Genomic DNA, 12,940 nt, shown 5'->3' on the forward strand with positions numbered 1-12,940 from the left:
CATACCGAAATCTTCAGGATTCGATATGATAAGTTTACCTTCGACAGCAATTGTATCATCTATGTCATTTTATAGTTTTCATGTTCCATCATAGTCTCAGCAAAAATTCCATATCCGCTGGTAGAATCCTGTACAAACACATGAGTCACCGCTCCTGCCAACTTCCCATTCTGTATGACCGGAGATCCGCTCATCCCCTGTACTACTCCTCCTGTTTTCTCCAGCAGCTCTTCGTCTGTTACCTGCAGGATAAAGCTTTTATTGGAATCCTCATGATTCAGATCGATCCGTTTGATCTGTGCTTCATATTCTTTTACCTGTCCGTCCACACTGCATCTAATTAGTGCCGGTCCGGTCTCTATCTCCTGCTTGTGAGCTACCGGCATCTTCACCAGACTAAGTTTCTGTGCATCAGGCAAATCCATCTGTCCATATATTCCGTTTTTACAGTTTTCCTGTATACTTCCCAGCACATTACTGTTATCATAACGGATCATTCCGGCAAGTTCACCTGGATTTCCCCTGCTGCCTCTGGACACTGCCAAAATTTGGGCTTTATATAAAGTTCCTTCCTGAATATCCAGAAGTCCTGCTGTGTCCACATCACTGATCCCATGTCCCAGAGCTCCGTACTTTCCCTGCTCATCCACATAAGTGAGGGTTCCGATTCCCTGAGTATCATCTCTCACCCAAAGTCCCAGCTTATAAGCGCCCTTGGAATCTTTCACCGGAGTTACAGAGACCGGAAGGATTTCTCCCTCTCTGTTTAACTCCAGCTGTACCTGAGTTCCATCCAGTTCATCCAAATCACGGATCAGTTCCTTTTTATCTTTTATCTGCTCTTCATTCATGGACAAAATATAATCTCCCGGTTTGACAATACCTTTGGAGGGTTCTTTCGTCTCTCCACTCTGAGACTGGATTTCCCCGGTATCCACCACAAGAACGCCCCTGGTTCTGAGATAAATTCCCACTGTGCTGCCACTGACATATACAGCTTTATCATCCACAGGAGTGACCTTTATGCTTTTAAAAGGAATATATCCCAGAATTTTACAGGGAAGGGTATAGCTTCCGTCTGCTGATACCTCTATAGCTTCTTCAAAGCTTACCAGTGGATGATCCAGCAACGCAGATACACTCACAGTTTCTCCCCTGGAAATCTGGAGTTCATCGGGAATCTGTCTGTCCAGGTACCTGTATCCCAGCCACGCCATAGTCATCAGATCCAAAGCCAGCCAGCACAGGATAAAAATTTTGTATTTTTTTCTTCTGTTCATCTCTATCCATCCTTTCTTTCGGATTTTGGGTACAAAAAATAAGAGAGAATGCCTTTTCTCAAAGGTTATCCTCTCTTAGTATATGGTTTCCTGATTTATTTCAATCTTGTATTTTTTTGTTTCTGTGCCAATTCTTTCATTTCTTTGGCATTTTCAAAAACTGCCGGTGTGATCTCCGCACCGCCAAGGAGACGAGCCAGTTCCCGGATGGAATCCTCTTCCTGAAGCACATGGATCTGTGTGATGGTCTCTGTTCCTCTTAAATGCTTTTCAATTTCAAAATGACTGTCTGCCATTGCGGCGATCTGGGGCAGATGGGTAATGCAGATTACCTGATGGTTTCTTCCGATCACCGCCATTTTCTCAGATACCTTCTGTGCTGTCCTGCCGCTGATTCCTGTATCGATCTCATCAAAGATCAATGTCTCAATCTGATCTCTGTCTGCCAGAATTGCCTTCAGTGCAAGCATAATTCTGGAAAGCTCACCGCCGGATACGACCTGTCCCAAAGGCTTCAGGCTCTCCCCGGGATTGGTGGAGATCAGATACTGGATATCATCCAGTCCGTTATCTGTATAATTCTTTTTTTTCTGAAAATCAATGGCAAAATTTACATCCAGAAAATTAAGATCCTTCAATCCCTGTATAACCGTTTTTTCCAATTGTTCACTATATTCTTTGCGGATTTTGGATAATTCATTCGAATTCTTCAGTAAAACAGCTTCCAGCTTTTCCAGTCTGTTTTTCTGTTCCTGTAAATTTTCTTCATATTTGTGTAATTTTTCCAGTTTTTCCTTCTGTCGATCTCTGTAAACAAAAATATCCTTTATTTCACGTCCATACTTTGCTTTCAGGCCATTAATCAGATTCAAACGTCTTTCTGTCTCATAGAACTCACCTTCATCAAAGGTCAGCTCTTCCAAATATGCAGACAACTCCCTGTTAAAATCATTCAACAGACCATCCACAGAAGTAAGAGTTTCCTCCAGAGTATTCAATTCAGAATCATACTGTGTCACACGAGCAAGCTCACGCAAAGCTTCCCCCACAGTCTCACCTGCTCCCTCCTTCGCCTCGTAGCCTGTGAGATTATGTACAATCTGAAGAGAATCTACAATCTGCTTTCCATTATTCATTTTCCGGTATATATGCTCCAGTTCCTCGTCCTCTCCAGGTCTGAGGTTGGCTTTTTCAATCTCTTTGATTTCAAATTCAAGGAAAGCAAGCTCACGGTTTCTCTGCTCTTCATCCATATCCATGGATTTCAGCTCTGCCCTACATGCACTGTATTCGTGGAAAGCCTCCTGAACCTTTTCTTTTACCGGTAAAATTTTTTCTCTTCCATAAGCATCCAGAATAGAAAGCTGCTTATCCTGATATAACAGGGACTGGTGCTCGTGCTGTCCGTGAATATCCAAAAGACAGGCTGCTGCTGCCTTCATCTGACTTACTGTACTTGTCTCACCGTTAATTTTGTTGATACTTCTTCCCTCCATAATTTTTCTGGAAAGAAGAACCTGTCCATCCTCCGGATAAATATCAAGTGTTTTCAATGCCTGGGCCACTTTCTCATTCTCTATCTGAAAAAGCAGTTCCACCAGGGCATAGGGCGCATTTTCTCTTATCATGTTTTTTGATGTCTTGGCTCCCAGGATCAACTGCATGGAGCCCAGCAGAATGGATTTTCCGGCACCGGTCTCACCTGTAAGGATATTAAGTCCCGGACCAAATTCTACTTCTATTTCTTCTATCAGTGCAAGATTTTTTACGTGGAGATGAGATAACATTTCCTGCCTCCTGTTACTGTTCTCATAACTGTTATCGGTAAAAACCTGTCATTACATGTTCAGACGCACAAAGCTTCTCAGCTTCTCTGCCGCACCCAGAGCCATATCAGAATTCTTAGCTGCACACATGATGGTATCATCCCCGGCAATACAGCCAAGAATCTCCGGCCAATGCAGTGCATCCAACGCTGCTGCTACTCCCATGGCCATTCCTGAAACGGTCTTAATCACAATAATATTCTGCCCTACATCAATGGAAAGCAGAGTGTCTTCCAATACCCTTGTATATTTTGCCCCCAGACTTCCGGAATCATTATTAATAATGGCATATCTGGATTTTCCATCCTTTCCTGCCACCTTGGTAAGCTTCAATGCACGGATATCTCTGGACACCGTAGCCTGTGTAACCTTAAATCCGGCTTCATTCAATCTGGAAGCCAGCTCCTCCTGCGTATCTATCTCATATTGATGAATCAGTTCTATAATTTTTTCATGTCTTGCTACCTTCATGACCTTTCCTCCTTAACTGTCACGCATTTTTCTTCGAAGAACTTCCACAAAGCTTAAATGGTTCAGCTTCAGGATTCTGGTTTTCGCATCGGCCCGCCGTATAATGATACAATCCCCGGTAACCATAGGGATCGTGGTATCACCGTCAAAGGAAGCCAGTCCTTTTTCACAGTCATTATGCCGGCCCTTGCCGATTTCTACAGTGATCACATCTTCTGCCGGAAAAATGACACTCCTGGTATTCAGTGTATGAGGTGCAACCGGAGTCATAATGGTCATTTCCGCGCTTGGAGACACAATAGGACCTCCCGCCGAAAGGCTGTAGCCTGTAGAACCTGTAGGAGTGGAAATAATGATACCATCTGCATTATAGGAATTCAGATAGACATCATTCACATAGTTTTTAAAACGTACCACTCTCAGATGTCCATCTCTGCCGATCACAATATCATTCAGGGCAATATCCCTGCCTATGAGCTTTTGTCCCCGATAGACAGATCCCTCCAGCATCATTCTTTCTTCAATCTCATAATCTCCAGCCATCAGCTTATCCAGTGCACTGTACAGAGACTGTTGGTCAACCTCTGCCAGAAATCCCAGATGTCCCAGATTAATACCCAGAAGAGGAATGTCTTTGTGCACCATATCTCTGGCAGCCTGAAGCAGTGTTCCGTCTCCTCCCAGAACAATAATGCATTCTGTATCCTCCGGAATTTTAGAGGGATCCGTATAATGAAAGTTTCCCTCCTGTTTTCTGGATGCCTGCTGCACAGTACAGCTTTTATGAAATTTTTCCAGATATTCTACAATCCTGCCTGTAAACGCAAATTCCGGATCCTTGTCACTGTTTGTAATAATATAAAACCTGTCCATAATATTCGTTCCTGTTAATTCTTTTCTCCGGATTACTATTTATCCAGCTCCCCATGGGCAGCTGCAACAACTTCCTCCACCGATACCTGCAGACTGTCCGTGATCTCACTGCCCTCCGGATGCTTTTTCAAATGGAGCAGATACTCAATATTGCCCTCCGGTCCTTTAATAGGGGAGAACGAAAGATGACAAGGCTCCATGAAAATACTCATAGCATAGTCCCGTACCTTCTCGATCACTTCTCTGTGAACCGCCGGATCCCGCACAACTCCTTTTTTACCTACTTTCTCACGTCCTGCCTCAAACTGAGGTTTAATCAGGCACACGATTTCTCCCTCTTCTGTGAGAAGATTTCTCACAGGCAGAAGTACTTTGGTAAGAGAAATAAAAGAAACATCAATGGAAGAAAAATCTGCCGGACCTTCCAGATTTTCCGGAAGCACATAACGGATATTGGTTTTCTCCATGCAGACTACCCTTGGATCATTGCGAAGTTTCCAGTCCAGCTGTCCATATCCTACATCAATAGAATATACCTTCACAGCCCCGTTCTGGAGCATGCAGTCTGTAAATCCCCCTGTGGACGCTCCCACATCCATGCAGACCTTGCCTTCCAGAGTCACATCAAAATTCTTCATTGCTTTTTCCAGCTTCAGGCCGCCTCTGCTTACATAGGGAAGTGTATTTCCCCTTACTTCTATTTTTACGGTCTCAGGAAACATTGTTCCTGCCTTGTCTTCCTTCTGACCATCTACATATACATCTCCTGCCATGATATACGCTTTTGCCTTTTCCCTGGAAGGTGCAAGGGCACGATCCATCATGAGCATATCCAATCGCTTTTTCATTTTTTCTTCAAAACCTCACTGTTTTCTATGGACTCCCGGATATCTTCCACTCCCAGTCCGATCTTTGCACGCAGGCTTTCTACTTTACCCTGAGGTACAAAATGATCCCACACTGAAGCAGTAAGTACCCGGCTTTCCGGGTGGCATGCCTCCATATAGGCAGCTACATGCTCTCCATATCCACCGCTTTTTACATTCTCCTCAACAGTCACAAACAGTCTGTGGTCTCCTGCAAGACAGTCCAGAAGCTCCACATCCAGTGGCTTTACGAACCTTACATTCACTAATGTAGGATCATACCCGTCTTCTCTCAGCCCTTGACAGACCTTTTCGCAATCCGAAAGCATACTTCCCACTCCCAGCACTGCGATTTCTTTTCCCTTGGCAATGATCTCACTTTTTCCAGTTATCACAGGTGCCCTGTAATCTGTCAGTCCCTGATAAGCACAGCCTCTTGGATAGCGAATTGCCACAGGACCTTCACAGTCTACTGCATATTCCAGCATCTGTTCCAGTTCAGCTGCATTCTTTGGTGCCAGTACCTTCATATTGGGCATCATGGATAAATAAGACAGATCAAAGCATCCCTGATGAGTTTCTCCGTCAGCCCCTACCAGACCAGCACGGTCTATTGCAAAAATCACATGAAGATTTTGCATACAGACATCATGAAGCATCTGATCTACTGCTCTCTGTAAAAATGAAGAATAAATGGCAACAACAGGAATCATCCCTCCTAATGCCAGCCCTGCTGCAAAAGTTACGGCGTGCTCCTCTGCAATTCCTACGTCAAAAAATCTATCCGGAAATCTTTTTCCAAATTCTACCAGACCTGTACCATCAGGCATGGCAGCTGTGATCGCTGCCAGCTTTTTATTTTTTTCTCCCAGAGAAACTATCTTTTTCGCAAACACATCCGTGTATGTGGGACTCTTTTTCTTCTCCAGCACACGGCCTGTCTTGATGTCAAAAGGACCTGTGCCGTGAAAACGTGCCGGATGGTTACTGGCCGGTGCATAGCCTCTTCCTTTCTTTGTGAGGACATGAACCACCACCGGGCCCTCTACCCGTTTTGCCTCATTAAAAAGCTTCATCATCTGACGCATATTGTGACCATCTACCGGGCCCAGATAAGTAAGGCCCATATTCTCAAAAAGCATACCGGGAATAAAAAGCTGTTTAATACTGCTCTTTGTCTTTCTCATGGTATCAACCACGGCTTCCCCTACCCTGGGAATCTTTTTCAGAGTCTTCGTCACTCCAAGCTTCATCCCTGTATAGGCTTCTGCAGTTCTCAGAGCACTGAGGTAAGTAGACATTCCACCTACATTTCTGGAAATAGACATATTATTATCATTAATAATAATAATAAAATTGGTTTTTAAATCTGCCGCATTGTTTAATGCTTCATAGGCCATACCACCTGTAAGGGCACCGTCACCGATCACAGAAACCACGGTATATTTTTGTCCCAGGATATCCCTGGCACGCACGTACCCCAGACCTGCAGAAATAGAATTAGAACTGTGACCTGCATCAAAAGAATCGCAATCACTCTCATTTCTCTTGGGAAATCCGCTCAGGCCACCTTCCTGCCGGAGATTTGTAAATTGTTCTTTTCTTCCGGTAAGGATCTTATGTGTATAGGCCTGATGTCCCACATCCCAGATCAGCTTGTCTTCCGGAAAATTCAGTACATTATGCAGCGCAAGGGTCATCTCTACCACACCCAGGTTGGAAGCAAGATGTCCTCCTGTCTTACTTACGGACTGAATTAAAAAATCTCTGATTTCATCTGCCAGGAGCGGAAAATCTGCCAAAGGTATCCTGTGGATATCATTGGGTTTTTTGATTTTTTCCAGAATCATTTGTATCCTTCCTTTATTTTCTGCGATTTACCAGCTTTTCCACCAGTAAATACAGAAATTCATTATTCTTATTCAGGCTTTCCAGCAGCGCTACTGCCTCTGCCGAAAGTCCGGCAACCTGTGCTGCCGCCTTTTCTATTCCAAAAAGTGTTACATAAGTAACCTTATGGTTCTTCTCATCACTGTGAACCGGTTTTCCAAGTTCTTCATCTGTACTGGTCACATCCAGGATATCATCCTGGATCTGAAAGGCCAGTCCGATTCTTTTTGCCGCCTGCTCTATCACCGATACCTGCTCTGCATCAGCACCAGCCAGAATAGCGCCGGTCATCATGGAAGCCTCGATCAGTGCAGAGGTTTTATTCTCATAAATATAATCCAGCATATCTTTTTCCAGAGCTTTGCCGTCATTCTCCACATCTACACTCTGGCCGCCAAGCATGCCGTGGATCCCTGTCTTCGCAGTCATTACCTGCAATGCACCTATCACAGCATCCTTCTGCCGAAGAGTTTCTGCCATAGCAAATGCCTGCAGCATAGTTTCATAGGCATAATTCAAAAGTGCCACTCCACTTAAGATACCCATAGCTTCTCCATAAACCTTATGTGTGGTCAGCCTGCCTCTCCGGTAATCATCATTATCCAGAGCCGGAAGATCATCATGGATCAGAGAATGGGTATGGATCATCTCCATTCCTGCCATAAAAGGCTTTACCAGCTTCCCGCTGCCTCCAAACAGCCTGAAAGTTTCCTGCATCAGCATGGGACGAAGGCGCTTGCCTCCTGCCAGCATACTGTAATTCATAGCCTGAGCCATAGTTCTGGAGAAGCCCTCTTCTGCAGGAAGGTATTCCCTGATCACAGCTTCTATTTCTTCGGTTTTTTTAGTCAATTCTTCCTGAAAATTCACTGAATGTCCCATCCTCATTTATCTGCAGCATCTTTTTCTCCACAGTATCCAGCTTCTCACTGCAAAATTTCAAAAGCTCCATCCCCTGTCTGTAAAACCGGAAAGAATCCTCCAGTGAGGTTTCTCTGTCCTCCAGTTTTTCTGCCAGTCCGTCAAGCTCTGTAAAAGCCTCCTCCAGAGTCTTTTCTTCCGGTACCTGATCATTGCTCTTATCCTTGGACATGGATACGCTCCTCCTTTTTGATGCTGTTCACCTTTGCTTCTATCGTTCCATCTGTTACAGATATATAAATGGTATCCCCGTTTTTTACCTGTTTTACACTTGTCAGCGTCCTTTTTTCCCGGTCTGCCACATAAGAAAAGCCCTGATTCAGCTTACGCAAAGGAGACAGCCCTGTAAAACGCTCCACATACAGCGAAAGCCTGTGTCTGTTCTCCTTAAACTTTCCTTCCATTGCATTCTGCAGACTGCTCTCTGTATCTGCCAGACGCTGCCTCTGCTCTCTCAGCCTGTACTCCGGACTCAGATAGCCAAACTTTGTACTAAAATTCGCCAGTCTGCTCCTGTAAAAATCCAGATGTGTACTCATAGCCCGGTACATTCTCTGTCTGTAAGCAGAAACCGATTCTACCACACTTCTGTAATCATTCACTGCCAGCTCTGCCGCAGCCGATGGCGTAGGAGCTCTCAGATCTGCCACAAAATCTGCAATTGTAAAATCTGTCTCATGTCCCACTGCAGAAATAACCGGGGTTCTGCATTCAAAAATTGCTCTTGCCACAATTTCCTCATTGAATGCCCAGAGATCTTCAATAGATCCTCCACCTCTGCCGACAATGATCACATCCACATTTAACCCATCCAGCATACGGATGCCCTTCACAATGCTCTCTGCCGCGCCTGCTCCCTGTACAAGTGCAGGGTACAGAATAATCTGAAGATAGGGATTTCTGCGGTATGAAATGTTTCTGATATCCTGCACAGCAGCACCCGTAGGAGCTGTCACTACACCCAGACGTCTGATAAACTTGGGAATGGGCTGTTTATACTCTCCGGCAAACATTCCCATTTCCTCAAGTTCCTGCTTTAATGCCAGGTATCTCTCATACAGAGCTCCTGCTCCCTCCAGAGTTATTTCCTTCGCATAAAGCTGATATCGTCCGTCCCTTTCATATACATCAACAGAACCACCAACGATCACCTTATCCCCATCCTTCATGGAAAAAGCCAGCCCTCTTCTGTGCCCTGCAAACATCACACAGCTCATTGTACCGGTTTCATCCTTCAGGGAAAAATAGATGTGCCCGCTTGTATGATATTTACAATTGGACACCTCTCCTTTTACATATATCTTCTGCAGAAAAAAATCCTGGGTAAACATGTTCTTTACATAACGGTTTACCTGGCCTACAGAATATGCATTTTTCATTCTGTTTTCTCTTCACTTTCGACTTTGGTATCTTCGACTTTAGTATCTTCGTCTTTGGCAATCTTGCCAAGGATACCGTTTACAAAGGAGCCTGATGTGTCACCGCCGAAATTCTTGGCAAGCTCCACAGCCTCATTGATAGCCACCCCTGTAGGTACATTTTTATCAAACTTCAGTTCATATACAGCCAGACGCAGGGCAGTAAGATCCACACGGCTCATCCTTTTTGTTTTCCAGCCCTTACTTGTCTCATTTAAAAGTGCATCAATTTCATCCAGATGCTCCAGTACATGCTTATATTTCTCCCGCATATACTCCTGATCTTTTTCAGCCAGTTCCTCCAGGCTGTCAAAATAGAGGGAGAGCTGCTCATTCATCTCTTCCTCTGAATTAAATTCTGTCATGAACAGAAGCTTAAATATATGTTCTCTCTGCTCTCTTCTTCGCATAATTCCTCCTAAACAGACATGCCGCCTGACGGCGACAGTACCATGTATGTAACAGAAAAAAGGAAAGGGTTACTTTCCTTTTTCATTCTCCATATCTACACTGGCAATGTGAATATTTACATCTGCAACTTCCAGCCCTGTCATATTCTCAATGGAAGATTTAACCTTCTCCTGAACCTTTTTACTGGTCTCCAGGATATTCTTTCCATATTCAATATTCAGGTTCAGATCTACTGTCACAACGCCCTCTAATACGGTAACCTTTACACCCTTGGAAAGATTCTTCATTCCAAGCTTGCTTACCAGTTCATTGGTAATATTCCCTGCCATGGAAGCAACTCCTTCCACCTCTGTAGCAGCAAGTCCTGCTATAATAGCAACCACTTCATCTGCAATCTGAACCTCACCAATGCCGCCTAAATCCTGTATTTTATATGTTGTTCTTTTTTCTGCCATTGGAAACCCTCCTACGGAATTCATTGATGCCCCCAAAACATAAAAATTCGGAGACAATAAACCAATATTTTTATATATTATATCAAATTGAAAAACGATTGAAAAGGGTTATTTGCTGAATTCTGTTAATATTAAGCCCGGGTTTCTGTCTTCTGTCATTCCCACACTCCATGCATTGACAAAAAGGAGGAGTGGATTTCCCTTAAGATCCGTTACTTTCTTCATATCAGAGGTTCCTGTGATCTTCTCCACATTGATTTCTTCTTTATTTGCAATCCAACGGATATGTTCATACGGAAGGTTTTCCAGACGGATGTCCACATTGTATTCGTTTTCCAGACGGTATTTCAACACATCAAACTGCAGTACACCTACCACACCAACAATGATTTCTTCCATACCTGTATTAAATTCCTGGAAAATCTGGATCGCACCCTCCTGGGCAATCTGGTTGATTCCCTTTACAAACTGCTTTCTCTTCATGGTATCGATCTGACGTACCCTGGCAAAATGCTCCGGTGCAAAGGTAGGAATTCCCTCAAAAGCAAACTTTCTGCCTGGTGCACAGATAGTATCACCAATAGAAAAAATACCTGGATCAAATACACCGATAATGTCCCCTGCATAAGCCTCATCTACCACATGGCGGGATTCTGCCATCATCTGCTGAGGCTGGAGAAGACGCATTTTCTTCTCTCCCTGTACATGATATACCTCCTGGGAAGCATCAAACTTACCGGAGCAGATTCGCATAAATGCAATTCTGTCCCTGTGGGCCTTGTTCATATTTGCCTGAATTTTGAACACAAAGGCAGAAAAATCATCATCCATAGGATCAATCAGACCCTCATCTGATGTTCTTGCCAAAGGAGAAGTGGTCATCTGAAGGAAATGCTCCAGAAATGTTTCCACACCAAAGTTAGTCAGGGCAGATCCAAAAAATACAGGGGTAAGCTTACCTTTACTCACAAGCTCCTGGTCAAAATCAGCACTTGCACCATCCAGAAGCTCAATCTCATCCAGAAGCTGTGCTTTCTGCTCCGGGTCCATCACCTCATCTGAACGGCTGTCATTTAACGGGATTGCCTGGATCACACCTTCCTTGGTTCCCTTCTGGGTATCAGAGAAAGTAAGGATTTCCTTTGTATTGCGGTCATATACACCCCTGAATTTCTTACCGGAACCGATAGGCCAGTTAACAGGACAGGTTGCAATTCCCAGTTCCTTCTCTATTTCGTCCAGAAGATCAAAGGTATCATTTGCATCCCTGTCCATTTTATTGATAAAAGTAAAAATCGGAATATGACGCATCACGCATACCTTAAACAGCTTACGTGTCTGAGCCTCCACACCCTTGGAGCCGTCAATAACCATGACAGCAGAATCCGCAGCCATCAAAGTACGATAGGTATCCTCAGAGAAATCCTGATGTCCCGGAGTATCCAGAATATTAATACAATATCCATCATAATGGAACTGGAGAACAGAAGAGGTAACGGAAATACCTCTCTCCTTCTCGATCTCCATCCAGTCTGATACTGCATGGCGGGCAGTTGCCTTGCCCTTTACACTTCCAGCAAGATTGATTGCTCCGCCATACAGCAGAAATTTTTCAGTCAATGTAGTTTTACCTGCATCCGGGTGGGAAATAATGGCAAATGTTCTTCTCTTTTCTATTTCGTTGGTATATTTAGACACGTTCGGCCTCCTGAACTCTCTTTCTTCTTAATTATCATTATTTTTTTACAGCATTCCTATTCTAGTATATGCTATAGCGGCCTGTCAAGAGCCAATGTACAACATCATTTTCTAGTATCATTTTCTAGTCATATATGTCTGTAGAATCAACCACCGAATCTTCATAAGGTGAAGCAGCTGTCTCTTCTGTCTGCTGATCGGTTTCTTCTGTCTGTTCTGCCTCATCTTCTTCTACTTCTTCATCCCCTGCATCCTCTTCACTCTGATTCAGAGGTGTGATCACTATATTTTCCGGTGCGATTCCGGTTTTACGTTTTACAATATCTTCAATCTGTGCTCTCTGTGCCTGAGAAAGTTCTTCTTCCGGCACTACCACATCTGCAGTTTCTCCTGTCAGATTGACGATCACATCTTCAAATCCCTTTGCTTCCAGGAGAAGTTCTGCTGCCGCTTCCTTTTCGGTAATATCTGTCATGGACACCATAGTCTGAATGGCCTCCTGTTTTTTCTCATCATCAATATCCTTATTATTGATGATATCCTGCAGATCTGCCTTATTCTGGGAACGGGTCTGTTCTCTGCTTATCCTTGCCTGTGCTGCAAAACTGTCAGCTCCCGTAAGAACTGCTTCTCCCGGGGTACTGGTGTTCTCCGAATCTGTCAGATCATACCCTGCATCCTCCAGGATACTGCTGCTGTCCGTACTGGCCTCCTTATCCTTGACCCCAAGATCCACATCTGCGAAATTCAGATATCCGGCCACTGCGATCAGGATTGCAAGGGAGGTGATGATTACCTGATTTTTTTTGATGACTTTTTTCACATTATTCT

At 44.1% G+C, this 12,940-nt stretch carries 13 protein-coding genes; all 13 read right to left on the reverse strand.

From position 1 onward, the window contains the following. Positions 1-59 precede the first annotated feature (59 nt). A complete protein-coding gene (gene spoIVB / locus H8Z82_RS05825; RefSeq protein ID WP_019162322.1) occupies positions 60-1,280 on the reverse strand; it encodes a SpoIVB peptidase in 1,221 nt (406 codons plus the stop codon). Positions 1,281-1,375: 95 nt separating this feature from the next. Beyond that, the gene (gene recN, locus H8Z82_RS05830; RefSeq protein WP_186994560.1) at positions 1,376-3,067 is read right to left on the reverse strand and encodes a DNA repair protein RecN; all 1,692 of its coding nucleotides are present in this window, start codon (positions 3,065-3,067) and stop codon (positions 1,376-1,378) included. 51 nt (positions 3,068-3,118) lie between these two features. Beyond that, positions 3,119-3,577, reverse strand: a complete 459-nt coding sequence (gene argR / locus H8Z82_RS05835; protein ID WP_019162323.1) for an arginine repressor — start codon at positions 3,575-3,577, stop codon at positions 3,119-3,121. 12 nt (positions 3,578-3,589) lie between these two features. Further along, the gene (locus tag H8Z82_RS05840; protein WP_019162324.1) at positions 3,590-4,450 is read right to left on the reverse strand and encodes an NAD(+)/NADH kinase; all 861 of its coding nucleotides are present in this window, start codon (positions 4,448-4,450) and stop codon (positions 3,590-3,592) included. A gap of 35 nt (positions 4,451-4,485) precedes the next feature. Next, entirely contained in the window at positions 4,486-5,298 is an 813-nt protein-coding gene (locus tag H8Z82_RS05845; RefSeq protein ID WP_019162325.1) for a TlyA family RNA methyltransferase, read from the reverse strand. Further along, positions 5,295-7,166, reverse strand: coding sequence for a 1-deoxy-D-xylulose-5-phosphate synthase (gene dxs, locus H8Z82_RS05850; protein WP_186994561.1), 1,872 nt, complete (start codon positions 7,164-7,166; stop codon positions 5,295-5,297). The genes H8Z82_RS05845 and dxs overlap by 4 nt, the downstream gene beginning before the upstream one ends. Before the next feature lie 13 nt (positions 7,167-7,179). Next, complete coding sequence (locus tag H8Z82_RS05855) at positions 7,180-8,076, reverse strand: polyprenyl synthetase family protein (RefSeq protein WP_019162327.1); 897 nt, start codon at positions 8,074-8,076, stop codon at positions 7,180-7,182. Beyond that, entirely contained in the window at positions 8,051-8,299 is a 249-nt protein-coding gene (gene xseB / locus H8Z82_RS05860; RefSeq protein WP_019162328.1) for an exodeoxyribonuclease VII small subunit, read from the reverse strand. The genes H8Z82_RS05855 and xseB overlap by 26 nt, the downstream gene beginning before the upstream one ends. Further along, complete coding sequence (gene xseA, locus H8Z82_RS05865) at positions 8,286-9,506, reverse strand: exodeoxyribonuclease VII large subunit (RefSeq protein WP_186994562.1); 1,221 nt, start codon at positions 9,504-9,506, stop codon at positions 8,286-8,288. The genes xseB and xseA overlap by 14 nt, the downstream gene beginning before the upstream one ends. Next, positions 9,503-9,955, reverse strand: a complete 453-nt coding sequence (nusB, locus tag H8Z82_RS05870) for a transcription antitermination factor NusB (protein WP_019162330.1) — start codon at positions 9,953-9,955, stop codon at positions 9,503-9,505. Before nusB ends, xseA begins: the two co-directional genes overlap by 4 nt. 69 nt (positions 9,956-10,024) lie before the next feature. Continuing rightward, the gene (locus tag H8Z82_RS05875) at positions 10,025-10,411 is read right to left on the reverse strand and encodes an Asp23/Gls24 family envelope stress response protein (RefSeq protein ID WP_019162331.1); all 387 of its coding nucleotides are present in this window, start codon (positions 10,409-10,411) and stop codon (positions 10,025-10,027) included. A gap of 108 nt (positions 10,412-10,519) precedes the next feature. Continuing rightward, positions 10,520-12,109, reverse strand: coding sequence for a peptide chain release factor 3 (locus tag H8Z82_RS05880; RefSeq protein WP_019162332.1), 1,590 nt, complete (start codon positions 12,107-12,109; stop codon positions 10,520-10,522). Between the two features lie 124 nt (positions 12,110-12,233). Further along, positions 12,234-12,932 carry a SpoIIIAH-like family protein gene (locus H8Z82_RS05885; RefSeq protein WP_019162333.1) on the reverse strand — a complete coding sequence of 233 codons (699 nt, stop codon included), beginning with the start codon at positions 12,930-12,932 and terminating at the stop codon, positions 12,234-12,236. Between the last annotated feature and the right edge of the window lie 8 nt (positions 12,933-12,940).

This window comes from Blautia difficilis (assembly GCF_014297245.1).
Lineage (GTDB): Bacteria > Bacillota > Clostridia > Lachnospirales > Lachnospiraceae > Blautia_A > Blautia_A difficilis.